This window comes from Ruegeria sp. HKCCA0370, assembly GCF_013033705.1.
GTDB lineage: Bacteria > Pseudomonadota > Alphaproteobacteria > Rhodobacterales > Rhodobacteraceae > Ruegeria.
Genome location: NZ_WQEP01000006.1, coordinates 166,380 through 192,316, shown reverse-complemented (window position 1 = coordinate 192,316; position 25,937 = coordinate 166,380). Strand labels below are relative to the sequence as shown.

General features: G+C 59.1%; 22 protein-coding genes. 9 read left to right on the top strand and 13 right to left on the bottom strand.

Annotated elements, in window-relative coordinates; all coding sequences use genetic code 11:
* Positions 1-8 precede the first annotated feature (8 nt).
* The 6 genes from GOW31_RS14205 to GOW31_RS14180 all read right to left on the bottom strand — a co-directional run bounded on the left by GOW31_RS14205 (position 9) and on the right by GOW31_RS14180 (position 5,653).
* Positions 9-1,172: a serine hydrolase gene (locus tag GOW31_RS14205; protein WP_171170907.1), complete on the bottom strand. Its 1,164-nt coding sequence runs from the start codon at positions 1,170-1,172 to the stop codon at positions 9-11.
* An 83-nt stretch (positions 1,173-1,255) separates the two neighbouring features.
* Complete coding sequence (gene pth / locus GOW31_RS14200; RefSeq protein ID WP_171170905.1) at positions 1,256-1,936, bottom strand: aminoacyl-tRNA hydrolase; 681 nt, start codon at positions 1,934-1,936, stop codon at positions 1,256-1,258.
* Between the two features lie 141 nt (positions 1,937-2,077).
* The gene (locus GOW31_RS14195) at positions 2,078-2,731 is read right to left on the bottom strand and encodes a 50S ribosomal protein L25/general stress protein Ctc (protein WP_171117427.1); all 654 of its coding nucleotides are present in this window, start codon (positions 2,729-2,731) and stop codon (positions 2,078-2,080) included.
* Positions 2,732-2,980: 249 nt separating this feature from the next.
* A complete protein-coding gene (locus GOW31_RS14190) occupies positions 2,981-4,147 on the bottom strand; it encodes an alpha-hydroxy acid oxidase (RefSeq protein WP_171170903.1) in 1,167 nt (388 codons plus the stop codon).
* A 147-nt stretch (positions 4,148-4,294) separates the two neighbouring features.
* Positions 4,295-5,086: a tryptophan synthase subunit alpha gene (gene trpA, locus GOW31_RS14185; protein WP_171117431.1), complete on the bottom strand. Its 792-nt coding sequence runs from the start codon at positions 5,084-5,086 to the stop codon at positions 4,295-4,297.
* A 78-nt stretch (positions 5,087-5,164) separates the two neighbouring features.
* Complete coding sequence (locus tag GOW31_RS14180) at positions 5,165-5,653, bottom strand: acyloxyacyl hydrolase (RefSeq protein ID WP_171117433.1); 489 nt, start codon at positions 5,651-5,653, stop codon at positions 5,165-5,167.
* A 199-nt stretch (positions 5,654-5,852) separates the two neighbouring features.
* Between GOW31_RS14180 and ychF the strand changes: the two genes are divergently transcribed.
* A complete protein-coding gene (ychF, locus tag GOW31_RS14175) occupies positions 5,853-6,950 on the top strand; it encodes a redox-regulated ATPase YchF (RefSeq protein WP_152457188.1) in 1,098 nt (365 codons plus the stop codon).
* 22 nt (positions 6,951-6,972) lie between these two features.
* On the opposite strand, the gene GOW31_RS14170 is transcribed toward ychF, so the two are convergent.
* The gene (locus tag GOW31_RS14170; RefSeq protein ID WP_171170901.1) at positions 6,973-7,329 is read right to left on the bottom strand and encodes a nuclear transport factor 2 family protein; all 357 of its coding nucleotides are present in this window, start codon (positions 7,327-7,329) and stop codon (positions 6,973-6,975) included.
* 157 nt (positions 7,330-7,486) lie between these two features.
* On the opposite strand from GOW31_RS14170, the gene GOW31_RS14165 reads away from it, so the two are divergent.
* From GOW31_RS14165 to fdhF, 3 genes are all read left to right on the top strand, one after another.
* Entirely contained in the window at positions 7,487-8,368 is an 882-nt protein-coding gene (locus tag GOW31_RS14165; RefSeq protein ID WP_171170899.1) for a LysR family transcriptional regulator, read from the top strand.
* Positions 8,369-8,453: 85 nt separating this feature from the next.
* Positions 8,454-10,157, top strand: a complete 1,704-nt coding sequence (locus GOW31_RS14160; protein ID WP_171170897.1) for an NAD(P)H-dependent oxidoreductase subunit E — start codon at positions 8,454-8,456, stop codon at positions 10,155-10,157.
* Between the two features lie 13 nt (positions 10,158-10,170).
* Entirely contained in the window at positions 10,171-12,954 is a 2,784-nt protein-coding gene (gene fdhF, locus GOW31_RS14155) for a formate dehydrogenase subunit alpha (protein WP_171170895.1), read from the top strand.
* A 280-nt stretch (positions 12,955-13,234) separates the two neighbouring features.
* Here fdhF and GOW31_RS14150 read toward each other — a convergent pair whose 3' ends face one another.
* The 4 genes from GOW31_RS14150 to GOW31_RS14135 form a co-directional block, all read right to left on the bottom strand.
* Positions 13,235-17,323, bottom strand: coding sequence for a translocation/assembly module TamB domain-containing protein (locus tag GOW31_RS14150; protein WP_254441725.1), 4,089 nt, complete (start codon positions 17,321-17,323; stop codon positions 13,235-13,237).
* The gene (locus tag GOW31_RS14145) at positions 17,320-19,128 is read right to left on the bottom strand and encodes an autotransporter assembly complex family protein (protein WP_171117443.1); all 1,809 of its coding nucleotides are present in this window, start codon (positions 19,126-19,128) and stop codon (positions 17,320-17,322) included. The genes GOW31_RS14150 and GOW31_RS14145 overlap by 4 nt, the downstream gene beginning before the upstream one ends.
* 152 nt (positions 19,129-19,280) lie before the next feature.
* On the bottom strand, positions 19,281-20,267 hold the full coding sequence (locus GOW31_RS14140; protein ID WP_171170893.1) for a type I glyceraldehyde-3-phosphate dehydrogenase: 987 nt from the start codon (positions 20,265-20,267) through the stop codon (positions 19,281-19,283).
* A 54-nt stretch (positions 20,268-20,321) separates the two neighbouring features.
* The gene (locus GOW31_RS14135; protein ID WP_170344942.1) at positions 20,322-20,645 is read right to left on the bottom strand and encodes a hypothetical protein; all 324 of its coding nucleotides are present in this window, start codon (positions 20,643-20,645) and stop codon (positions 20,322-20,324) included.
* 326 nt (positions 20,646-20,971) lie between these two features.
* Here GOW31_RS14135 and GOW31_RS14130 point away from each other — a divergent pair, with 326 nt between their 5' ends.
* A complete protein-coding gene (locus GOW31_RS14130; RefSeq protein WP_171170891.1) occupies positions 20,972-21,328 on the top strand; it encodes a hypothetical protein in 357 nt (118 codons plus the stop codon).
* A gap of 15 nt (positions 21,329-21,343) precedes the next feature.
* Here the strand turns inward: GOW31_RS14130 and GOW31_RS14125 are convergent, their stop codons facing one another.
* Positions 21,344-22,279, bottom strand: coding sequence for a glyoxylate/hydroxypyruvate reductase A (locus tag GOW31_RS14125; protein WP_171170889.1), 936 nt, complete (start codon positions 22,277-22,279; stop codon positions 21,344-21,346).
* Between the two features lie 130 nt (positions 22,280-22,409).
* Here GOW31_RS14125 and GOW31_RS14120 point away from each other — a divergent pair, with 130 nt between their 5' ends.
* The 4 genes from GOW31_RS14120 to GOW31_RS14105 all read left to right on the top strand — a co-directional run bounded on the left by GOW31_RS14120 (position 22,410) and on the right by GOW31_RS14105 (position 25,091).
* Positions 22,410-22,637 carry a hypothetical protein gene (locus GOW31_RS14120; RefSeq protein WP_171117450.1) on the top strand — a complete coding sequence of 76 codons (228 nt, stop codon included), beginning with the start codon at positions 22,410-22,412 and terminating at the stop codon, positions 22,635-22,637.
* Positions 22,638-22,644: 7 nt separating this feature from the next.
* Entirely contained in the window at positions 22,645-23,451 is an 807-nt protein-coding gene (locus tag GOW31_RS14115) for a thioesterase family protein (protein WP_171170887.1), read from the top strand.
* A gap of 72 nt (positions 23,452-23,523) precedes the next feature.
* A complete protein-coding gene (locus tag GOW31_RS14110) occupies positions 23,524-24,171 on the top strand; it encodes a DUF1007 family protein (protein ID WP_171170885.1) in 648 nt (215 codons plus the stop codon).
* Positions 24,156-25,091 (top strand): nickel/cobalt transporter, encoded by a 936-nt coding sequence (locus tag GOW31_RS14105; protein WP_171170883.1) that lies wholly within the window; start codon positions 24,156-24,158, stop codon positions 25,089-25,091. The genes GOW31_RS14110 and GOW31_RS14105 overlap by 16 nt, the downstream gene beginning before the upstream one ends.
* 1 nt (position 25,092) lies before the next feature.
* Here the strand turns inward: GOW31_RS14105 and truA are convergent, their stop codons facing one another.
* Positions 25,093-25,860, bottom strand: a complete 768-nt coding sequence (gene truA / locus GOW31_RS14100) for a tRNA pseudouridine(38-40) synthase TruA (protein ID WP_171170881.1) — start codon at positions 25,858-25,860, stop codon at positions 25,093-25,095.
* Positions 25,861-25,937 lie beyond the last annotated feature (77 nt).

Sequence of the window (25,937 nt, the reverse complement as noted above, 5' to 3'; positions counted from 1 at the left end):
AACACACCTTACAGGCTTTCTGCGATCTTGCGGAACATTTCGATATTCTGGTCGTTTACGCCAGTGTCGCGGAATTTCCGATCAGCGCCGGTAGACACAATCAGAACGCCGCGAGGTTGGTTGAAATAGATGTATTGCCCATACACGCCCCGGGCCAGAAACTCTCCCTCATGGGCGCCGCGCGGGATCCACCACTGGTACCCATATCCAATCTTCCCCTGAGCGGTCGGGGCGCTGGGTTGAGTTGCCTCGAATATCCAGTCGGCGGGCACCACTTGCCGGCCGCTCAATTTCCCATCTTGCAGGATCATTTGCCCGAACCGTGCAAAGTCACGTGTCGTGAAATTCAATCCGCCCAGAACAAAGGCGACACCAGCGCCGTCAGTGACATAGTACCCGTCACGCTCAAGGCCCAGGGGCTGAAGGATTTTCTCCGTCAAAAGATCCGCGACACTGCGACCGGTCGCCCCGCGTATCACCATGCCCAATACATGCGTGTCTATGGAAACGTATTGCCAGGTTTCACCGGGGGGCGCGAAACTGTCCTGCAATGAGGCTGCAAAATCGTCCAGTTCACCGCCCAGGGCAATCACACGGCCCATCCTGTTGATGTCAGATTTTGGGTCCAGATAATCTTCGCCAAACGTGACGCCGCTGGCCATGTTCAGAACGTTCCGAATTGTCGCCCTGTCATATGCGCTGCCTGCAAGTTTGGGGGCGTATTTGACGACGGGATCATCCAATGAATCGATTGCGCCCTCTTGCAGGAGAATGCCGAAAAGCGCCGACAGATAACTTTTTGCCACTGACCACGAAATCCGACGATCATCGGGACCGGTGCCCAGATAGTATTCCTCGAACCGGATCTTGCCGTTCTGCATGATAAGCAAAGAAGTGACCGAGCGTTCATTGATCCAAGTGTCGGTGCCTTCCGGAAGATCGAAACCTTCGCCGTAGGGCAGTTCCCATGTTGGGGCGTTTCCACGCGGCAGATCCACGGTCAGAAAGGCTTCATCCATATGCGAAAAGTTGTGAACGATCTTGTCCTCGGCAAACAGAGAGTTCACCGCCATCAGGCGCTGTAACTCTTCGCGTTTCCAAAGCCCAACGGCAGCGGCGGCCAAAGCCAGCGCCAGCACAATGCGCAGAACCCACTTCAGTATGGACCGCATCGCATAGCCTCCCTTGTTTGCGTGTATTGGAACGCGGACATCCCACTTTCGCAACGCCGACGTAACGGAAAGAGGGCGGGGCGCTATTTGAACTTGTCCAACAGTTTCTGCATGGCCGACCGTTCGTCGGCCGGTGGCTTCGGAGGTGCCTTAGATGCGGTTTCAGCTTTCGGAGCCGCCGTCTTGGACGACCGGGGCGGAGCAGTGCGCAGGGCCACCGCGTTCATGAATTTTCCACCATCATCCTGGGCCAGATGGGGCGCGCCGTCCGAAACACCCCGAAGAACGTCGTCCAGCCAGTCACTCTCGGCTTTCGCAAAGTCGCTCAGAACATAAGCCGAGACCATTTCCTTGCGGCCCGGATGTCCGATCCCAAGCCGGACACGGTCATAGGCTGCGCCTATATGGTCGTGGATCGAACGCAGACCATTATGCCCAGCGTGCCCACCACCCGCCTTTACCCGCACTTTGCCTGGGGCGAGGTCCAACTCGTCATGGAACACGACTACATCTGTGGACTCGAGCTTGTAGAAACGCATCGCTTCACCCACGGATTGACCGGACCGGTTCATGAAGGTCTGCGGTTTCAGCAAAAGGATTTTTTCAGACCCTAACCGCCCTTCCGAGATTTCGCCCTGAAACTTGGATTTCCATGGGCCAAACCCATGATCTTTCGCAATCCGCTCCACAGCCATGAACCCGATATTGTGCCGGTTTCGGGCGTATTTCTGCCCCGGGTTTCCCAATCCGACAAAGAGTTTCATGACCATGCTCCGCCTCTGTAGCCTCGAGGCTATGTGATGCCCGGAATTGCCATGGAAATCCAGCCAGCGCTGCGCGTGTTGACCAAAAAAAAACGGGGCTCGTCAGAACCCCGTTTCAAAATCCAGACGTTTGATCCGGATTTATTCTTCTTCTTTGCCGACGACTTCGACTTCGTCGACTGCAACTTCCGCTTCTTCACCTTCTTCGTCGTCGCTCGTGGACAGACCGGTCGGTGCCGAGACGTTCGCGATCACGAAGTCGCGGTCGATGGTCGGCTTGGTGCCTTCGGGCAGGTCAACCGACGAAATGGTGACGACGTCGTTGATGTTCATTCCGGCCACATCAACGGTGATCTTCTCAGGAATGTCACCTGCGGTGCACAACAGCTCGACTTCCGGGCGGACAACGGTCAGAACGCCGCCCTTCTTGATGCCGGGGGCTTCATCTTCGTTGATGAACTCAACCGGAATGTACAGCGCGATCTTGGTGGTCCGGCGCAGGCGCATCAGGTCCAGATGGGTCGGCAGGTCTTTGACGACATCACGCTGAACATCGCGGCAGATGACGCGAACGTCTTCATGGCCTTCGACCTTCAGGTTCCACAGGGTCGACTTGAAGCGACCGGCCTTCAGGCGCTTGAACAGTTCGTTGAACGGAATCTGAATCGGCAGCGGATCTTTGTCGCCGCCAAACACAACGCCCGGAACCATGCCTTCGCGGCGTGTTTTGCGAGCGGCGCCCTTGCCTGTCCCCGTCCGTTCCAGAGCTACGAGATCAGGAATCTCTCCAGCCATGATAATTCTCCAATGTTAGGGCGGGTATCCTCCAAGGCTGTATACCCGCGTGAAGCCGCGTCCTTATCTCGATTCATCCGGTTTGGAAAGGGGTAATTCACAGCTTGCCCTTTTGTGGGGCTCAGCCGCGCGCTCCGAAGTGTTCTTCGACAGATCAGTGAAGGGTCCGCTGCTTCATCTGGCCACAAATATCCCGGGGGAGACGCCCGGAACGGGCGGCGGGGGCAGAGCCCCAAATCTCCCGCAGGCTCAGCCTTGCCAACGACCACCAAAATCTTCTGGTACCAGAAGATTGTGCGCCCCCAGCGCGCTAACGGTTTTTTCACCGCACAGCGCCATTGTTGTATCAAGTTCCTTCTGAATCACTTCCAGCGCGGTGGTGACGCCTTTCTGACCCATGGCGCCCAACCCATAAACAAATGCGCGGCCGATATACGTCCCCGTGGCCCCCAGCGCCAATGCCTTGAGCACGTCCTGACCCGAGCGGATACCACTGTCCAGGTGCACTTCGACATCATTGCCGACAGCGTCCATGATTTCGGGCAATACCCGGATCGAGCTGAGCGCACCATCCAGCTGACGCCCGCCATGGTTCGACACGACAATGGCATCCGCTCCCAGCTTGGCAGCCATTTTGGCATCTTCCGCGTCGAGTATCCCTTTCAGGATCACCTTTCCGCCCCACTGTTCAATCAGTTTTTCGACTTTACTCCAGTCGAGGGTGGGGTCGAACTGTTCAGCGGTCCAGGCTCCCAGTGAAGACGCGTCCGAGATACCTTGCACATGTCCCACTATATTGCCGAACTCGCGCCGCTTGGCCCGCAGCATTTCAATGCCCCAGGCCCATTTGGTCAACAGGTTCGCGATGGTCTTTGCGGTCAGCTTGGGTGGTGCGGACAGGCCGTTTTTCAAGTCTTTGTGCCGTTGGCCAAGAATTTGCAGATCCAACGTAATCACCAGCGCCGAACACCCGGCGTCCTTGGCCCGCTGGATCAGACGGCTGACATAGTCGGCGTCCTTCATCGTGTAGAGCTGAAACCAGAACGGCTTGTCGGTGTGCTCGGCCACGTCTTCGATCGAGTTGATCGACATTGTGGAAAGGGTAAAGGGAACACCAAAATCCTCTGCGGCTTTGGCGGCCTTCATCTCTCCGTCCGCATGCTGCATCCCCGTCAACCCGACCGGGGCCAACGCGACCGGCATCGACACCTTCTGGCCGATCATTTCCGAGGCAGTTGAACGCCCGGACATATCAACGGCAACCCGCTGACGCAGGCGGATCTTTTCAAAATCGGAACTGTTTTCGCGGAATGTTTGTTCCGTCCAACTGCCGCTTTCAGCGTAGTCGTAGAACATCCGCGGCACGCGACGCTCGTAAATGCGCCTGAGGTCTTCAATATTGGTTATCACAGGCATGACTCAGACCTCCGAACTTACTGGTTCGTTTTCCTTACCAATGCATGTCAAAGCCTGCAATGATCTGGCCCGGCGGCGGGCAGTCAAAAAAGCCTGCCCCAGAACAGTCTGCGGCAGGCTTTCGAGTGTGTTGTGTTATCTGCCGGATCAGGCGCTATGAGCGCCATCTGACAGGGACTTTACAAAATCCAGAACTTCCTCGACCGGTTTGCCTGCGCCGATCTGGCTGACGATCGCCGATCCGACTACGGCACCATCTGCCACGGACGCGATATTGCGGGATTTCTCGGGCGTATTGATGCCAAAGCCCACGATCACCGGCAGCTCGGTAGCGGCCTTGATGCGGGCAACCTCGGGGGCCACATCCGTTGCCTGCGCCTCAGCCGCGCCGGTGATGCCAGTGATTGAGACGTAGTACACGAAGCCCGAGGTGTTTTGCAGAACGCGCGGCAGGCGCTGGTCATCCGTGGTAGGTGTTGCAAGACGAATGAAGTTCAGCCCGGCCGCCTGCGCAGGCAGGCAAAGCTCTTCGTCTTCCTCGGGCGGCAGATCGACAACGATCAGCCCGTCAATACCGGCATCTTTGGCATCGGCCAGAAAAGCCTCGACACCCCGGCTGTAAATCGGGTTGTAGTACCCCATCAGGACAATTGGCGTCGTGTCATCTGTTTCCCTGAACGCGCGCGCCAGATCCAATGTGCGCTGCAACGTCATCCCGCCGTCCAGCGCGCGTTGACCCGCCGCCTGAATTGTGGGGCCATCCGCCATCGGATCAGTGAAAGGCAAACCAAGTTCGATGATGTCCACACCCGCGCCGGGCAGGCCTTTGACCACGTCGAGCGAGGTGTCATAGTCTGGGTCCCCTGCCATCACATAGGCAACAAAAGCCTTCTTTCCTTCGGCTTTCAGGGCGGCAAACTTAGCGTCGATACGGGTCATCGGATGTCCTTGCAATCGGGTTTGGACCCGTGTGCAGAAACTTTGACCGAAAATCAATCCCGCCAACGCAGGAATAGCTCAGAAGCCCAGATGGTACCGCAGCAGAACCGCGTTTACACCAGGGTTCTCATCATTGGTGCTGGCGTTCGATTTGTGCGTGATCGCAACTGACATTCTGTTGCCGTTGTTCAGGTTATATCCAAGACCCAAAAGGCTGCGGATCTGAAAGTCTCCGCCCAGGTCGTTCTGGTCGTTGCTGGCATTGAAGTACCCCGGCATGACACTGCCTTCGACGAACCAGCGCTCACCCAGAGAATACAGTCCGACCAGCCCCACACCGATATGCGTATCCCCGTCTTCGTCCACAGAAAACGCAGCACCCCAGCCAGCACTGAACCGAGTTGCCTGGTGAAAAGGAGTGTGATGGTACTCGAGAGCGATCAGTGCCTGATCTTCGGACGTCGCCTCGGAAAAATCTGAATACCCGGCACCAAAAACAACCGTCTGAGCTTGGGCTGTAGCAAATGTAGAGACCGTCAGTACGGCTGCAAGAAGTAGTTTTTCCATTATATTCTGCCATTTAATTTGGTCGCGCTATGTTAATTGTTCATCCTACCCTTCGTTTTTCAGGACCGACAAGAACACGATTTGAGAACAATTTCGTGATGTGGCCGAAGGGACTCAAACAAAGTAGCCCCGGCAATCACTTGCGCATTGATGCGGACCTGCATAGAAGCTGCGTTCGTATTCTATGCAGGAGGCCGTTATGGGCTTTAAGATGGGAATCGTGGGTCTGCCGAACGTGGGCAAGTCGACCCTGTTCAATGCGTTGACCAAAACCGCTGCCGCGCAAGCCGCGAACTTCCCGTTCTGCACGATTGAGCCCAATGTCGGCGATGTGGCCGTGCCGGATGAGCGGCTCGACAAGTTGGCAGCAATCGCGTCGTCAAAACAGATCATCCCGACCCGCATGACATTCGTGGATATCGCCGGTCTGGTGAAGGGGGCTTCGAAAGGCGAGGGGCTGGGGAACCAGTTTCTGGCAAATATTCGCGAGGTCGATGCCATCGCCCATGTCCTGCGCTGTTTCGAAGATGGCGACGTGACCCATGTTGAAGGCCGCATCGATCCTGTGGCCGACGCCGAGACCATCGAGACCGAGCTGATGCTGGCCGATCTGGAAAGCATCGAAAAGCGCCGTGCCAACCTTGTGCGCAAGCTGAAAGGCAATGACAAAGAGGCCCAACAGCAGGACCGCCTGCTTGCCGAAGCGCAAAAGATGCTGGAGAGCGGCAAACCTGCACGGTTGGTCGAGGTTTCGGACGAGGACGCCAAGGCCTGGAAGATGTTGCAGCTGCTGACCACCAAGCCGGTTCTTTATGTTTGCAACGTGTCTGAGGAAGAAGCCGCTGAAGGCAACGAATACTCGGCGAAAGTCGCCGAGATGGCTGCCGCCCAAGGCAACTCTCACGTCATCATCAGCGCCAAGATCGAAGAAGAGATCAGCCTGCTTGAAGCGGACGAGGCACAGATGTTCCTTGAGGAAATGGGTCTGGAAGAGCCCGGCCTCGACCGTCTGATCCGTGCCGGGTACGACCTGCTGAAACTGGAAACCTATTTTACGGTCGGCCCGAAAGAGGCCCGCGCCTGGACCATCCGCACCGGCACCGCTGCACCGCAGGCGGCTGGTGTCATTCATGGTGATTTCGAAAAGGGATTCATCCGCGCCGAGACCATCGCCTATGACGACTTCATCGCCTGCAACGGCGAGCAGGGGGCGAAAGAGGCAGGCAAGATGCGGGCCGAGGGGAAAAGCTATATCGTCAAGGATGGCGACGTGATGCATTTCCTGTTCAACACCTGACGCCATTTGCCCTGTGCCGACATCAGGGCGTTTCGTTCAAGCTGCATTGTCGAATCAGCCACCCGCCGTCCGGCTGTCTGTACAAAACGTTGAGAGATGTGCCGTCATCTGTCGTTCCTTCGCGGAAAGTCGCAAGGCACCAGCCGATTTGGCCGTCTATGCCAGCCTGCACGACTTCGATGACTTTGTCCTCGCCACCTTCCTCCAGCCATTCCGCGTGTATTGTTTCAATGGCTGTTCGTCCTTTGGCTGCGGGGCCAAAAGGTGAGTATAGCTCTGCGTCTTCGGTGAAAAACGATGCGCACCCAGCTGCGTTTCGGGATCGGTAGCATCCGACATACGCGTCAAACAGTTTTTGAAATACGTCTACAGCGGTCATGCGGTACCTCGCCTTCTTGTTCCCAGCGCCTATTAATGGCGGGCAATCTTATACGACAAAGCACCAGTTTCCGACGCGCCCGCGCTGAAAGACGGTGCTTTCCCTGTACGGTAATGCAGTTAGAGTGGTCTTTGGCCTGATGTTGGAAATTTGAATCATGATCGAAATCCGCGACCTGCAATTGCTCAGTGCCTTGGCACGGCATCGGCATTTTGCAAAGGCGGCCGAGGAATGCGGGATTTCGCAGCCCGCCTTTTCCATGCGCATCCGCAACCTCGAGGATCGGCTGGGCGTGTCCATCGTCCGCCGCGCCAACCGATTTCAGGGCCTGACCGAAGAGGGCGAGATGATCGTTCAGCGGGCGCGGCGTATTCTCGATGACACCAAAGCACTGGAACAGCAGGTGCTGGCCACCAGGGGCGAGATCACCGGTACGCTGATCCTTGGCGTGATTCCGACGGCCATCGCCTTTACCGGGCGCCTCACCAAACGCTTTCGGCAAGCCCATCCTCGCATCGTTACGCGCATCGAAACCATGTCTGCCACCGCCATTCAACACCGACTGGACGAAGGAAGTCTGGACGCCGGTGTAACATATGGCGACAGCATCGGGACTGATCTGCGACAGGTGCAACCTTTGTACGAGGAAACCTATGTTCTGCTGGTTCCGTCACACATGACGGACGAAACCGGCCCCTTGCCTTGGGCGCGCGTGGCTGAATTTCCGCTGAGCCTGCTCGAGCCGCAGATGCAAAACCGGCGTATTCTGGATCGTATCTTTGCCGAACAGGGGCTGCACCCGGACGTGGTCGCCGAAACCAGTGGATTTACCGCGTCGATGGTGATGGCACGCGAGGGGCTGGCTGCTACGGTTGTGCCACGTGTGCTTATTCGGGCACTGGGCGAGTTGCAGGGGACAAAGGTGCTGCCGCTGGTCGATCCGATTGTAAGTAAACCGATCTGTCTGGCCACCCTGAGCCGAGATCCTGAACTGCCCACGGTGCAGGCACTGCGCGCTGTGGTGACGTCTTTACGGTGATAAGATGTCGTTATCGTGCGATTGCAAAAAGCGATTTGACGATATGCTAGCCTGATGAGACACGGGGCCTGAATCGGAGGGCATCATGGCACCATTAGACACCAAGCCATCAGGCGCACCCAAGGGCGTCTGGAAGTCAGGTAAAGGCAAGGGGCGGCACACGCCCAAGGGCCGACAGTTTACGGATGAAGCGCAGGCCGAAATTGCGCGCCTGCTGGGCGACCGCCCACGCCGCCGCGACCTGCTGATCGAGTATCTGCACCTGATTCAGGACACACACGGCTATATCAGCGCCGACCATATCGCCGCGCTGGCCGTCGAGATGCGGATCGGCCAAGCCGAGATTTACGAGACCGCGACCTTCTATGCCCATTTCGACGTGGTGAAAGAAGGTGAAACGCCGCCCCCCGCGCTGACCATTCGCGTCTGTGATTCCCTGTCCTGCGAAATGGCTGGTGCGCAGCAGTTGCAAAAAGCGTTGGAGGATGGGCTGGACCCGTCCGAAGTGCGCGTTCTGCGTGCGCCCTGCATGGGGCGCTGCGACACCGCGCCGGTGCTGGAAATCGGGCACAACCATATCGACCACGCGACCCCTGAAAAGGTGCAGGCCGCCATCGCGGCCGGGGACACCCACGCCCATCTGCCCGACTATGAGACCTTCGCGACCTATGTCGAGAACGGCGGATACGCCAAGCTGAAAGAGCTGCGCGAGGGCGGCGACTGGGAAGCGGTCCAGGAACAGGTTCTGGCCTCGGGCCTGCGGGGCCTCGGCGGTGCCGGTTTCCCGTCGGGCAAGAAATGGGGCTTTGTCCGCATGAATGACGGCCCGCGTTACCTGGCCGTGAACGGGGACGAGGGCGAGCCGGGCACATTCAAGGATCGCTACTATCTGGAACGCACGCCGCATGTTTTCCTCGAAGGTATGCTGATCGCTGCCTGGGCGGTTCAGGCCGAGACCTGCTTCATCTACATGCGCGACGAATATCCAGCCGTTCTGGAAATCCTGCGGCGCGAGATCGCGGCTTTGGAACAGGCCGGGATCGTCGAGAAAGGCTATATCGACCTGCGCCGCGGCGCGGGCGCTTACATCTGCGGAGAAGAATCCGCGATGATCGAGTCGATCGAGGGCAAAAAGGGCCTGCCGCGTCACCGCCCGCCCTTCGTGGCGCAGGTCGGCGTATTCGGCCGCCCGACGCTGGTGCACAACGTGGAAACGCTCTACTGGGTGTCCAAAATCTGCCGGGAAGGTCCGGAGATCCTCAATTCGGTTGAAAAGAATGGCCGCAAGGGGCTGCGCAGCTATTCGGTCTCGGGCCGGGTGGCCAAGCCGGGCGTTTACCTGCTGCCGGCAGGGTCGACTATTCTTGACGTGATTGATGCAGCCGGGGGCATGGCCGAAGGTCATGTGTTCAAGGCGTATCAACCGGGCGGGCCGTCGTCAGGTCTTCTCCCCTCCAGCATCGACGACGTCCCGCTCGACTTTGACACACTACAGCCGCTGGGCACCTTCATCGGGTCTGCTGCGGTTGTGGTTCTGTCCGATCAGGACACGGCCCGCGATGCGGCGCTGAACATGCTGCGCTTCTTCGAGGATGAAAGCTGTGGCCAGTGCACGCCCTGCCGGGCGGGCTGCGAAAAGGCGGTCAAGCTGATGCAGGCCGAGACGTGGGACACCGACCTGCTGGAAGACCTGTGCCAGGTGATGGGCGACGCTTCGATCTGCGGTCTGGGGCAGGCGGCCCCGAACCCGATCCGTCTGGTCATGAAACACTTCGCTGAAGAAATCTGAGGGAGACAGAGCCATGCTTGATGCAAGCCCAAACAAGACCGTCACCTTCAACCTGAACGGCGATGACGTCACCGTGCCCGAAGGCACCACCATCTGGGAAGCGGCCAATGGCCGTGGACTGGTGATCCCGCATCTGTGTCACAAACCGGCACCGGGCTACAAACCCGATGGCAACTGCCGCGCCTGCATGGTCGAAGTCGAGGGCGAGCGTACGCTGGTCGCCTCGTGCATCCGTCCGGCGGCTGACGGGATGGTGGTGAAAACCGACACCGACCGCGCCGAGAAATCGCGCGCCATGGTCATGGAACTGTTGGTGGCCGACCAGCCCGAGCAGCCGCACGATGCCTCGAGCCATTTCTGGGATATGGCCAAGCTGAACGATGTCAGCGACAGCCGTTTCCCGGCGAAAGAGCCCGAGAAGATTCCGCTGCTGGATGACAGCCATGTGGCGATGCGGGTCAATTTGGATGCCTGCATCAACTGCAACCTCTGCGTCCGCGCATGCCGCGACGTGCAGGTCAATGACGTGATCGGCATGGCCGGGCGCGGGCATACCGCGCAGGTGGTGTTCGACCAGAACGACCCGATGGGCGATTCGACCTGCGTGGCCTGCGGCGAATGCGTTCAGGCCTGCCCGACCGGCGCTCTGATGCCCGCCACCGTGCTGGACGACCGGCAGCACGGCGACAGCAAGGATTACGATTCCGAAACCGAAAGCGTCTGCCCCTTCTGCGGGGTGGGCTGCAAGGTCAGCCTCAAGGTCAAGGACGGCAAGGTCAAATATGTCGAGGGCATCAACGGCCCCGCCAACGAAGGCCGTCTGTGCGTCAAGGGCCGGTTCGGGTTCGACTATATCCACCACCCGCATCGCCTGACCAAACCGCTGATCCGGCGCGAGGATGCACCGTCAAAAGGTCTGAACGTTGATCCCGGCAACCTGTCGACCCATTTCCGCGAAGCGACCTGGGAAGAAGCGATGGATCTGGCGGCCACCAGACTGATGGCCCTGCGCGACCAAGACCCGCGCAGCGTTGCGGGCTTTGGCTCGGCCAAATGCACCAACGAAGAGGCCTATCTGTTCCAGAAGTTCATCCGTCAGGGTTTCAAACACAACAATGTCGACCACTGCACCCGTCTGTGCCATGCGTCGTCTGTGGCCGCTCTGATCGAGAACGTGGGCTCGGGCGCGGTGACGGCGACCTTCAACGAGATCGAGAATGCTGATGTGGCGATCATCATCGGCGCCAACCCGATCGAGAACCACCCCGTCGCGGCGACCTATTTCAAGCAGTTCGCCAAGCGCGGCGGCAAGCTGATCGTGATGGACCCGCGCGGTGTCGGCATGCGCAAATTTGCGGACGAAATGCTGCAATTTCGGCCAGGTGCCGATGTCTCGATGCTGAACGCGATCATGAACGTGATCGTCCAGGAAGAGCTGTATGACAGCCAGTACATCCACCGCTGGACCGAGAACTGGGAGGCCGAGAAGGAGCATCTGCGCCAGTTCACGCCCGAGGCGATGGCGCCGATCTGCGGCATCGAACCGGATCAGCTGCGTCGCGTTGCGCGCACCTTTGCGCAAGCCAAGGCTGGTCTGATCTTTTGGGGTATGGGCGTCAGCCAGCATATCCACGGCACCGACAATTCGCGCTGCCTGATCTCGCTGGCATTGATGACCGGGAATGTCGGCAAACCCGGCGCAGGTCTGCACCCTCTGCGGGGCCAGAACAACGTGCAGGGCGCATCGGACGCCGGCCTGATCCCGATGTTCCTGCCGGACTACAAGACGGTGACCGATGACGGCATTCGCGCGCAGTTCACCAATATCTGGAAATCGGACGATTTCTCGAACGAGAAGGGTCTGACCGTCACCGAGATCATCGACCAAGCCTATGCGGGCAACATCAAGGGCATGTACATTCAGGGTGAAAACCCGGCCATGTCCGACCCGGATGTTGGCCACGCACGTGAGGCCCTGGCCAAGCTGGACCTGATGATCGTGCAGGACATCTTCCTGACCGAAACCGCGAACTATGCCGACATCATCCTTCCGGCCTCGGCGCTGTATGAAAAGAACGGCACGGTGTCGAACACCAACCGTCAGGTGCAACGTGTCCGTCCGGCCGTGGCGCCTCCGGGTGAGGCGCGCGAGGATTGGAAGATCACGGTCGAACTGGCGCAGCGCATCGGGCTGAACTGGGACTACTCCGATGTGTCCGAGGTCTTTGCCGAGATGAAACTGACCATGGAGTCGCTTGACAATATCACGTGGGAACGGCTGGAAAACGAGACGATCACCTATCCGTCGCTCAGCGAAACCGATCCCGGCCAGTCTATTGTGTTCGGCGATGGTTTCCCCCGCGCGGGTGGCAAAGCAAGGTTCACTCCGGCCAATGTCATCCCGCCTGATGAGGCGCCCGATGATGAATACCCGATGATTGCCACCACCGGCCGTCAGCTGGAACATTGGCATACCGGTTCAATGACCCGCCGGGCAAGGGTTCTTGACGCGGTCGAGCCAGAGGCCAACTGCTCGATGAACCCGCGCACGCTGAAGCTGATGGGGATTGAGCCGGGCGAAATGATCCGCCTGACCACGCGTCGTGGTTCGATTGAAATCATGGTGCGCGCCGACCGGGCCATTGCCGAAGACATGGTGTTCATCCCGTTTGCCTATGTCGAAGCGGCGGCGAACATCCTGACGAACTCGGCCATCGACCCCTACGGCAAGATCCCCGAGTTCAAATTCTCGGCCATTCGTGTCGAAAAGATCGAGGATGCGATGGCAGCGGAATAAGATCGCGGCCAGACTGAGCAAGGGCGGCCTCTGGAAGGGGGCCGCCTTTTTTCTTTGCCGCGCCATCGTTCAAACGATTGCACCGTCTGACCGGCTCCGACAATTCGTCGGGTTTTCAATTGGCCGCAGCACCGCGCAAATTTCCGCGCTGGCGATTGCATCGCGACCACCAACGAAATCGGAATCAGGCGTCGATAAGACAATTTGAACACCCGTCACCTGCTCGTGCGACATGAACGGATGGCTCAACTCGGTTTCTTTTTTGACAGTTGGTCAGTGGTCAGTAGTCACGCTCGAAGAACACACCCACGCCGGTCTCTCCTCGGCCATCGACCGTACCGCGCACGGTGAAATTGTCCGTGACATCGAGGTTCAGGTTCACTTCGGTGTCACCTTCGGTGTTCACGGTGAAGTCCGTATAGAGGTTTTCACCCAGGTACGCGCCCGCGCCCAAACGGCCCGCGCCGCTTTCGGACGCTCCTATGTCGACCGTGTCGACTCCGGTGGAGTCGCGGAGACCTTTGGTTGCATCCCCTCCCGCACCGCTAAGCTGCGCCAGTGATGCTGCCATTTGCGCGATCAGGAAAGGCGAGATTTCTGAAAACCGGTTCCCGAACAGCAACATTGCCAGTGCTTCTTCAGCCGGACGTTCGGGGTCGGAAAACACATTGACCTCAGGTGAATCCAGCGGGCCGGCAATTTCGATCGTCGCGGTGCCGTCAGACGTGCTGGCTGAAGACTCGAACTCGATATACGGGGTCAGGTCGCCCTGCAACGTGACGATCCCTTTCGTCAGTGCCAATCTGCGGCCCAGAATGTCGAAATTCCCCCGGATCAGTTCGATCTGACCGGACGGCACGACAGAGGCAGTGGTGCCGCCGATGAAAATTCGCCCACCCAGTTCTGCGTTCACACCACGCCCTCTGACGAAAACCGCCTTGGGTGCAAGCAGGCTGATATCCAGCGCAATACGGGATGCGCTTTTCTCCGATCCTTCGGTCACGACCAATCCGGCCCGCTCTCGGGTGACGAAACCGGCGCGACTCTCGTTGATGTGCTGGATGTCCGGGATAGGTGCCGCGCCTACCGCGCCGGACGCGGCGGCAAGGTTGATGTTGGTTTCGTCAAACGTGATCTGACCGGCCAGCGAACTGTTTCCGGCCAACGCCCCGGTCATGGCAATCTGACCGTTCAGGGTGGTTTCATACAGCAACCGGTCTGTCAGCACTAGGTTGTTCAGGGTGGTGGTAATCTGGGCGTTGAACGGAGGGGTCAGGTCAACAGGCCCGTTGACGGTAAAGTTGCCGCCCGCCCGAACTCCGCCATTCAGTGTAATGTTTGCGCGACTTTGCGCCAGATCCACCTGACCACTGATCCCGGTAATGGTCTGACCAGCACCCGGAATTGCAAGGGATGTGCCCGAAGTGGTGACTGAACCGCTCAGCGACGCCAGCGCCGGAGCACCTTTGAGTGCCAGATCGAAGCGCGCCGAACCGTCGATCTTGTTGGGTGTGATGAAGACATTCGCGATCCCAAGGTTGATGCCGCCCTGTGCCTTCAGATCCGCCTGACTGCTGGTTTCATCAAAAGTGCCGGCCAACGTGGTGTCAATGTCGGCAGGCCCTTGCGCCTTGGCGTCAATCGTCCAGACACCGTTATCGCGTTTGGCCGTTCCCTTTGCTGCCACAGTGCCGGGAAATTCGGGAACGAACCGCTCGATCCGGTTCAGTTTGGCGTCAAAATCCACATCAGCCGAGCCATTCTGGCCGACCGTTCCTTGAAGGCTGGCGTAAGAGCTGTCAGGCCCGTCCAGGCGAGCAGTGCCTTCCAGTCCAGAGCCGGTCGGAGCGACGTTCCCGCTCAGGTTCAGCGGTCCGGACAAAGTTTGCGACAGACGGGCAAGGTCATCCAGTTTGGCGGAAAAGTCCAAACCGCCGGCGTCTCGGTTCAGCTTGCCCGATGCATTCGCCGAAAGGGCGGTTCCAATCAGTTGGAACGTACGGATATCCAGGCCTTCATCGTTGTTCATCGCGTCCACGGTCAGGTTCGTTCGCCCCTGGATCAGGTCGTCAACGGCGTCGATCCCGGTTTTGATGTCGTCCGCCGACAGATTGCCTTTTACGTCGAACGCTTTGCTGCCGACTGCGCCCTTGCCGGCAACATCCGCTCGGATCGCCCCTGCCAGATCGCGTTTTGCAAGGCTGGAAAACGGTGACAGGTCCGGGATGTTCACATTGACCTGCCCGTCAATGGCAAGGGCTTTCCTTGGATCGTCTATGGTAACAGAGGCCTTGGCGGTCAGGGCTGAACCGTTCACCGATGCGTCGCGGATAACAATCTGTTCTTGGCTCAGCGCACCGTCGAACGTGATCTCGTTGCGACCGACCAACAGAGGGTCGATCTCGGTTAGACTGGTTTTGATATCCCGGCCCGATACGCTGGCCGTGCCGTCAAACTCCAGCGTCTGAACGGTTCCTTTTCCGTTCAGTTTCGCTTGCACTGCACCCCCAAGCTCGCGTTTGGCAAGGCCGGAAAACACGGACAGGTCTCGGGAATTGACCGTCGCCTGACCATCGATCGTCACGTTGCCATCAGGGGTCGTTACGGTGCCGTCGGCCTGGGCGCGCAAGGTATCACCGATCAGGGTGAAATCTCGGATGGTTACGCCATCTGCGCCGCGCCTGGCGTCGAGCGTTATTGTTGTATTGCCCTTGATCACCGGATCGATGTCATCACGCCCGGTCGAGAGGTCGGTTCCTTCGACCTCCAGTTTGCCGTCGAAACTGCCTTCCAGTGGTGAGCCTTGACCGTTTAGACGGGCCGAGACCTGGCCTCCCAGCTCCAGTTGGGCCAGTTCTGAAAACCGGGACAGATCCGTGGCTTCCAAAGTGGCGGTGCCGTCGACGGCCAGACCGGTGGACAGGCCGCTGACCAATGCGTCGACGCCCAATTCGTAATCCGCACCAACCAGTTCGAGACCGGTCAGGTTCAGGGATTGGTCACTGCCATATTCGAAAGTGCCATCCAGAGTGACGAGGTCGCCAATTGCTGCATTCAGGGCCTTGTCCGCCAGGTCAATACCGTCCAACGCGGCCTGCAGGTTGCCATTGATTTTTAGCACTGCGCCCTGTTCCAGGGTCCCGTGAGCAGTAATTTGCGCGCGCTCCAAATCAACCTGCTCGGCCTGCACGGCGTTTGCAGTCAGGCTTAGGTCCCAATGATTGCCGTTTTTTTCGTCGTACAGCGCCGAAATCTGTGCTGCTCCAACGGACGTGTCACCGCCCGAAGCTGGAAGAGTTACCCTTTCACCCTCCGGCGGCGTTATGCGTCCTTGCAGGGCTGCGAGTTGCAATCGCCCACCTGCCGCCAACTGTAACTGGCCTTTCAGGTTCAGTGCTTGTGACGAGATCTCAAGCTCGTCAATTTCCAGCGCACCTTCAGGTTGGGTTCGCCCATCCACATAGAGCTGTGTTTTGGCACCGAAAAACGTATCCATTTCTTCGGCGACAAAAGGTGTCAAATCACCGCCGAGATCGGCAGTAAACGCAATGCCCTCTTCTGCGCTGGCCGCGGCAGTCGGGGCCGAGCGTAACCGAACCTGACCCGTCACCCGAGGCTGACCATCGCTGCTGAGACCGATATCGGCCGTAAAATCGGTCACGGGTCCGGATCCTTTCGCTGTCAGCGCGATAGGCGGGGTATCCGGCATTTTAAGAGCGGTCGAGATCAGGCCGCCCGCCGCCTCTGTCACCTGAAGATCAAGATCGATCTGGCTGTTCGAATTCTGAAAGCCCGCTGTCAACTTGATTTCATCACCTGCCTGGTCCAGCCGGGTGATATCAAGGTTGGTGTCCAGCGTCCCGTCGGCCAGTGACAGGTTGCCACTAACCGCCAGTTCTGCGGCCACTCCGATCAGGGGCTCGCCCAAAGCCAGCTCGTCGATGCGAATTTCACCGATTTCGATGGCAACAGGCAGTTCAGGCAGTTGGAAGCCTTTTGCCTCTGCGGTTGGCGGCGGCGTGTCTTTGGTGGTGGTGCCAGGCGCGCGGGCAACGTCGATCTCTTGCGCCGTCAGGGCATTGACTGAGAACCGCCCACGGATCAAAGCCAGCCGGTTCCAGTCAAGTTCGGCATCTTTTATGGTCAGCCAGACCCCTTCGTCATCGGCAACGGTGATCTCGGCAATCGTGGCACGTGAACTCAGTGCACCTTGCAGGCCTTTGACGGTGACGTTCTGATCCTCGCCCGACAGGGTATCCTGCAGGAACCGCTCGATCATGCTGCCGCCTTCGTCCTCCTGCGGATGTCCGGCCACAGGCACGATTGCCAGCGCGCCGATCAGCAGAGGGTATGAAAGGTACCGTCTCAAAATGCCTGTCCTATCCCGATATAGAACTGTAGCCCGTCCCCGGTGGGACCGCTGACAGGATAGGCCAGATCAAGACGCAAGGGGCCAAACCCGCCCAGATCGTATCTTACGCCGATACCGGCGCCCGAGTGATCTTCTTGCGCGCCGCTGCCGACAAAGGAAGACGTATCGACGACACCGTAGTCATAAAACCCGACCAACGACAGGCTGTCAGTAACCTTGCCACGGATCTCGCCGGACAAGCCAATAAATGACTTGCCGCCCGCGATGCCGGTCCCGACCGGAATGCCAAGGCTTTCATAGGGTTGCCCGCGAACGGTTCCCGCACCGCCCGAGAAGAACAGAAAGTCAGGCGTGACGCCATCGGCAGGTGGGCCAATCACAGATCCCAGCTGCGCGCGACCGGCCAAAACGATCCGCCCCCCTGTCCCCAGGCTGGTATAGGCCCGCCCATCAAAGAAAAGGCGGAGGCCGGTATCCGTACCGGATATTCCGACAAAGGGCATGACTTGCGAGTCCAGATAGAATCCGCGTGTGGCGCTGACTTTGCTGTCGCGTTTGTCCCATTCAGACCGGAAGGGCAGGATGAAATACCTGAACTTGCGACCAGTGCCATATGCGTCGTCGGCGTCTGACAGCTGAAACCCGGCGGATGCCTCGGCATATAAGTTGTCGGAAAAAGTGCGGCGCGCACCATAGGCCAGCGAAGCCACCGTTACATTATAGTTTTCCGTGTTGCGGCGTTCCAGCAGGGCGCTCCAGAAGGTGTTGTCATCCGGGCCAAGCCGGTCAGGTTGATCCAGACGCAACCCGATCCGGCCATCAATATCCTCTGCACCGCCAATATTTCGAACCGCCACTTCGAAGCGCAGACGTTCTGCGCGCCTGAACATATTGCGATGGGTCCACGTCGCGGTCACATCAACACCATCGCGAGAGGCCAGTTCGACACCAAAGGTCAACCGACGTTTGGGCAGGTCTTCGAACGTGGCATCGAAATCCAGTGTGCCATCCGGATTCGGCGTCTCTCGTTCCTGCAACGAGACCACGTTGAACGTGCCGGTCCGGCGCAACCGTGTTCCCACCTTCTGGATTTTCTCAGGGGAATAGACCTCTCCGCTTGGAAACCCGGCGATCTTTTCGATGGACCTGTGGCGCACATCTGAATTGCCCTTGATGAACATCTTGCCAAATGTCAGCCTGCGCCCGGGATCAAGGTCGATCTGGGCATCCAGACGGGCCTGGGCGTGGCGCGCGATGATTGTCTGACCCGCAATTCCGGCTTTTGCGTGACCCGCGTTCCTCCAACCCTGAACACCGGCCGAGGAGGCCTGTTGAATGGCACCGGTCGTCGCCAGTTTCCCGGGGGCAAAGTTTTCGGGCAGATCCGTTCCGGGGGCCAGGGGCTTGACAGTGGCGGTGCCGAATTTGAAGCTTGGCCCGGTTTCAACGGTAATTGCAGCACGGTTTATTTGTGCAGGCACCGTGAGAGAGCTCAGCTCGGCCGCCTCCTGTCCATCAAGCTTGATGCTGACGACCGGGCTGAAATACCCTTCGTCGTAAAGGATTTGTACAATCGTACGGTAATCCGACAAAGCTGCCGAGAGGATTTCAAGCGGGGTGTCGAGGCCGCGTTCCTCAGCGGTGGTTACTGAGGAGGTCTCCTTGAGGCGATCAACCAGTTCTTTCGATGCGCCGGGGGCCGAAAGGGAGGTTTCCAGCGCCGCCAGCGTGGTTGGGGCCAAAGTCACAACTGTGGCCATCAGCCAGCGCCCCAGACGGCATTGCCGCTTGCTCCTTTGCATGAATTGCCCCAACTGTCCCAATTCCAGTTCTCTTGTCCGTGTCGTGCACGGCCCTTTGAATTCAGGTTAGAGCATCTGAAAGCGGATGGGGAAAGGAATTATGCATGAGACGAGAATTTTTTCGGCCAAATTGTGTTGAGGTTGCCGCCCGGCTATTCGGCTGCCATAAGGCGGGCCACGTCCAGCATTCGCGCCGAGAAGCCCCATTCGTTGTCGTACCAACCAAAGACCCTGACCTGGTTTTCACCCACCATACGGGTCTCGGGCCCGGCAACAACCAGCGATTCAGGGCGGGACCGCAAGTCGGACGAGACCAGCGGCAAATCAGTCCAGCCAAGCACCGGAGATGCAGCAACGGCGTGCTTCAGGGCTCGATCGAAGGTTTCAGCGCTCATGCCGCGCTGAAATGTGACCACGAGGTCCACGGCTGACACACTTGCAGTGGGAACGCGGACAGCCGCGCCCGAGATACGCCCGGCCAGATGCGGAAGGACGACATCGATAAGGTGCATCGCGCTCGATGTGGTCGGAACCATCGACAGCGCCCCAGCCCGAGAACGGGCAAGGTCGCCACGCGGCGCGTCGACCATGGGTTGGCTGTTGGTATAGCAGTGGATGGTGGTCATGTGCCCCGACGCAACACCGCCGATATCGTCGATGACCTTGACCAGTGGCACCAGCCCATTTGTGGTGCAGGATGCGTTTGACACAATCCGGGCGCTGCCCAACTGGTCTTCGTTCGCACCCAGAACGATGGTGACATCAGCAGCGGGGGAGGGGCCCGAGATCAGCACTTTGCCTGCGCCCGCAGACAAACCGCGACGTGCAACGTCCGAACTGCGGGCGATACCCGTACAATCCAGCATGACGTCAACGTCCGACAGATCAACGCGGGACAGATCATCGCTGTGGGTCATGGGAATCGAGTGCCCATCCACGATCAGCGCGGCGTCCCCTGCGGACACATCGCCGGGATAGGGGCCAAACGTGCTGTCGTATTTGAACAGGTATGCACAGGTGTCCAGCGGCGCGATGTCATTGATCAGCACCAACTCGATATCTGCCCCTTCCGGCAGGGCCAGAACCTGCCGCAGGATCGTGCGGCCAATGCGGCCGAATCCGTTAATCGCGAGTTTCATGCGCAAGCTATGGCAGGCCGGTCGGGCGACCTCAATGCCTGATCTGACGCCGTGTCAGTTGCAGCTGACCTGCGAGAAAAACTGGCCCGAGATGTTCTGATACATGCTGGCCACGATCGGTTTGCACCCGGTTGCCTGCTGAATCGCGGCAATGGCCTGAACGGTGCGCAGGCGCGGCGGCGGGCCGAATGGGTTGAGGTTGTTGTTGTCACGCGTGGCGCGATAGACGACCGGCGCGTCGGAAACCTGTGTCACCGCCCAGGTGCGGCTCATGACGAAGACGGATTTGGTTTCTTCTTTGGCCGAGATGGGGGATGCAAAAAGGGCCGCGGATGAAGCGAGTGCTGCGACGGCCAGCAGGGCAGGGCGTAGTTTCATGGAACAATCTCCAGTGCTCAAAATCAGAATTTACTTGGATTTCAGCAAATTCCGGCCCGCCTGTGAAGCCCCAAGGTCAGAAACTTGCGACGCCACCCCGTCGGAAAGGTGTTACCGGCGAGCTGTGGGCAATGGCAAATGTCGGTTGCAGTCCCTGTGCCGCCAATGCCCGAACCACCCCGGATCGCCCGCGTTGCGGGCTTGCGAAGAGAAGTCTCGCAGACAGGTCTTTCCGGGGTGTTTTGAAGGTTCGCGTCAGGGGCTTGGCCCTGCCGGATTAGAGGTATAACCTTGACCACAAATGATTTCAGCTCTGCGAGGCCGCCATGAATGCCCCATGTTTTACCGCCATCGCCGCATGCGGCATTTTATTGATGAGCACTGTGGTCGAGGCCAAGCCCCTTTCTCGAATCATAGCCGAGATGGGGTTGTCTCCGGCAGATTTCGAAGTGGTCAACGCAGCCTCGAACGCGCTTTTGACCAGCGGTACGCCTTCCGTGGGCCAGGAACGGTCATGGAAGAATGACGACACGGGTTCCAAGGGGACAATCCGGGTGCGATCGGTACAGGGAAATTGCGTTGGTCTTCAGCATGTGATTCAGCCGGAAGGCGGTGATCAGAGCAGGGAAATTCGAACCCGCCGCTGCAACGACGGCAACGGCAATTGGATCCTTACGCCCTGATTATCAGCTCAGAATTCAGTAGCCCTGATCACGATTGACTTCATGCAGCAAGGCCACGCCGGAACTGAGGCGTCGGAAGTTTTCAGCCACATCCGACAAGGCGTCGCCCAGATGCCAGCCTGAAACATGTGGAGTGATCGTCACGCCGGGGTGGCGCCATAGCGGGCTGTCTTGTGGCAAAGGTTCCCGCGAGGTGACGTCCAACACGGCATGCCCCGGAACCCCTGCTTCCAGTGCCGCGATGAGGGCGTCCTCATCAATCAGATTTCCGCGCCCCGCGTTCAGCAACTGACTACCGGGTTTCATCGCCGCCAGCATCCGGGCATCAAACAGGCCAGCGGTCTGTGGGGTCGAGGGCAGGATGGCGCAAACGTGGTCACATTGGCCAAGAAGCGCGGGCAACGCGTCCTGCCCGTGCATGCAAGTTACGCCTTCAATGGCTTTGGGCGTCCGGCTCCAGCCCATGACCTGAAAGCCCACGGCGTGCAGCATCCGCGCGGTGCGGGCGCCGATGTGGCCAAGACCCAGAACACCGACCACGGTGTCCGGCGTAAAAACCGGTGCGCGCGGGGACCATTCGGCGCGGGTTTGAGCCGCTTCGTGAAACGCCATGTGTCGCTGAGCGCGCAGGATATAGGCCAGAAACCACTCGGCAATGCCCTGTGCCGGGGCGTCAGGCTTCAGGCGGGCGATGCGCACGTGGCCGGGCAGGCCGGGATGGCTGACAATGGTCTCGACCCCTGCGCCCAGCTTTTGAACCAGTTTCAGGTTGGGCAGTCGCGTCGGGTGGTCACGTTGCATGTCAACCACGGCCAGCATCGTTATGTCATCCGGATTGCCCAGCGTTTCGGCGGTGCGTATATCCGCATCCGGCAACACCGCCTGTAAACTGCGGGCAATTTCGTCATCACTTATCCAGTTGGACAGCCCGGTTTCGATCAACAACGCCATGTGCGGCTCCTGCATATGTTTGATGTGGTGACGTCCCGTCACTGCGGTGGACAGGGCCCGGGCAGTTAAGCCATCCTTGCGGCAAAAGTATAGCACGGACCCGGTGCTTCAGTGGGACATTTCCGAAAACATGACATTCAGCCTGGCCGTGCAAATTCATGATCATCTGCAAGACGTTGCAGATATGACCGGGGCCGAGGTCACTCGGATGGATGACGCATGTGTCCCTGGCGGTGATGGCGAAACTGATCGCAAGGCCAGCGTGTCAAACAAATTCGCCCCCAAAGTCGGAACGGGGAAAGTGTTTGAACGCCTGGCTTCAGACAAACGGAAACGATTTGCGCAAGAACAGACCTGAGGATCACATGGCCGAAGCGCTCGACTTTACTAACACGACCTATTTTCATCAACGCGAGGACGGGGCGTTTGTTGGCAACGATGCAGCGCGCGGGCCTTGGTCTGCCGCACATTGCCACGCGGGGCCGGTCAGCGGTTTGATCGTTCGGGCCGCTGAAACCGAAATCGGCCCCGAGAAGATGCTGACCCGACTGACTGTCGATTTGCTGAGGCCGCTCCCGCTGGCCGGGCTTCGCGTTGCGGCAGAGACCACGCGCCACACAAAGACGCTGGGCATCACGCGGGTCACGGTACACGATCTTGATGACACGCTCTGCGCCACGGCCACCACGATGCATCTTTTGCGGCGCGATCTGGGGCAGGTGCCGAATGTCGAGATAGATGCGCCGAGGATAGAGGACATTGTCGAGGGCCCTTTTCCGATAGGTGAAATTCGCCACGAATTGCCCGGTTTCGCCCATTACAGCGATATTCGCTATCCGACAGGGGGAAAACAGGGTGCCGGGCCCAAAACAATTTGGATGCGCTCTCCGCAGCTTTTGCAGGGCGAGGATCAGTCGCCCATACAGGCCCTGTGCCCGTTGGCGGATTGTGGCAACGGTATCTCGTGGAACGCGCCAACCTCGGAAATGGGGTTCATGAACACCGACCTGACCGTGCATATCCACCGTGAACCGGTTTCGGACTGGCTGGCATCCGAGTCGGTTTCGCATTGGCAGCCTTCCGGCATCGGCATGTCTCAGTCCGTGCTCTTTGATACGCAAGGTCCAGTGGGTACTGCGCTGCAAACACTGGTTCTGTTTCCGCCGACCTGATGTCGGGCCGGATTTCGCATCGGGATTGAAAATGTCGTTGCCGCCAAACGGAGGGAGACCTATCTTGATCTCATGCGTTACCTTATAACCACTTTGATCCTTTGCTTGCCGATGCAGACCAACGCCCACCCGCATGTCTTCATTGATACCGGGCTGGAATTCATCGTGGATGACGCTGGTCAACTGACCCATGTCCGCGTGACCTGGGCGTATGACGAATTCTACTCGTTGCTGGTTCTGGAAGACATGAAGCTGGATCAGGATGCCGACGGCGTTCTGACACAAAGCGAAGAACGGTTCCTGACCGGGTTCGATACGCAGTGGGTGGAAGGATACAACGGCGATCTTGTCGTTACCGCAGACGGAAACCCGGTTGCACTTTCCGGTCCGATGGAGGCGCACGCGACAGTTGAAGACGGGCGCGTTGTCACCACGCATCTCAGGGCGGTGGAGGCTGGTTCCGTGCCTGCCACGGCATTGTCTGCAAAGGCATTTGATGAGACGTTTTACACCGCCTACGAGGTGACGCGGCCCGTGACCGTCACAGGCCCTGTTGCGTGCCGGATGGATCGGTTTGACCCGGACATCGACGGGCAACTTGCGCAGATGCAGGCGTTCCTGCTGACACTGGACGCAGATTATGACCTCGAGGAAAACGATATTCCTCTGGTCGGTGAAAGCTTCGCGACCGAGATCCGTGTTTCATGTCCCGCTACCTGATTGTTCCGGTTGCTCTCGCCTGCGGTCTGCTGCTCTGGTTCTGGGGCAGCGGAGGCTTTGACAGCCTTGCGGCCTGGGCCGCGGGGGAACAGCGGGAATTCCAGAACCAGATCGCCCGGTCCTTGCGTGCCGCGCGCGCCGAGCAGCCCGAGGCGGTGGCAACGCTGCTGACGGTCTGTTTCGCTTACGGGTTCTTTCATGCCATCGGCCCCGGCCACGGAAAGGTCCTGATCGGGGGCTACGGTTTGGGTCGGCGTGTTGCTTTCTGGAGGCTATCGGCGATCAGTGTATTGTCCAGCCTCGGGCAGGCGGTGACGGCCGTCGTGCTGGTCTATGCCGGGGTGCTGGTGTTCCAGATGTCCCGCGAAAGCCTTGTTGGAATGACGGAACAGGTCATGGCTCCGATCAGCTACGGTGCAATTGCCCTTATCGGTCTTTGGCTGGTGGTCCGGTCCTTGCGCAGTTTCGCAAGGAGACGGAAAATCGCGTCGTCCCATGATCACCATCATCGTGAAAACGATCACACGCATCATCACCACCACGAAGGAGAGGTCTGCTCAGATTGCGGTCACCGCCATGGCCCCACCGCGCAGGAAATTGCAAATGTGGGTTCACTGCGCGAGGCCCTGATCCTGATAGCAGGCATCGCGGCGCGACCGTGCACAGGGGCTTTGTTCGTGCTGATCCTGACGTGGCAGATGGGCATCGCGATGGTCGGTATCGCCGGGGCCTTTGCCATGGCATTGGGCACGGCGTTGGTGACGACCTTGGTGGGATGGACGTCCTTTGGCCTTCGCGGAGGTCTGCTGGCCTCAGCCTCGGCCACACGGTTCGCATCGGTGCTGGCCCCAACCATCGAACTGGTCGCCGGGCTGATCATTGCCGTGATCGCAAGTGGATTGCTTCTGCGAGCGATTTAGGTCAGTCGAATACCGGTTCCGGGTAACCAACCCGCGCCAGATACAGCCCTTGCGGCGGGCACACTGGCCCGCAGGCCGCACGGTCGGCGGCTTCCAACGCCTTGCGAACATCTTCCGGGGTCCACGCGCCGGCGCCCACACGTTCCAGGGTTCCGACGAAACTGCGCACCTGATTGTGCAGGAATGACCGTGCCCTAACGTGGAAATGGACCTCGGGGCCGGAAAATCCCTGAACCTGTTCAACCCGCAACTCATCCAGAGTTTTGACCGGGCTGGCCGCCTGACAAATCGACGACCTGAAGGTCGTGAAATCATGGCGACCCAGCAGCATGTTCGCCGCTTCCTGCATGGCCTCGACATCCAGCGGATGATTGATCTGCCAAACCTGCCCTTTGTCATGGGTTGCAGGCGCGCGCCGCATCAGGATGCGGAACAGGTATTGCCGTTCGACCGCCGAAAACCGGGCGTGCCAATCCGCGTCGACCCGTGCTGCCTCAACAATCGCCACCGGCTGCGGTTTGAGGTGATAGTTCAGCGCCTCGGACAGGCGGAACGGATTCCAGTCCTTGGCCATGTCGCAATGAGCAACCTGTCCCAATGCATGAACACCGGCGTCGGTGCGCCCTGCGGCAGCAATCGTATGCGCACCCGGTTGAATGCGGGACAGGGCCTGTTCGATTGCCCCCTGCACGGACGGTTGATCCTTTTGCCGCTGCCATCCGGCAAACGGCTCCCCCTGGTATTCGACTTTCAACGCGTATCTGGGCATGTGCCGCTGGTACAGCGCGGCGCGGGAACGGGCAAGGGGGCGAAAGCGCTGGTATGTGCGGTACCCTCTACCTATCT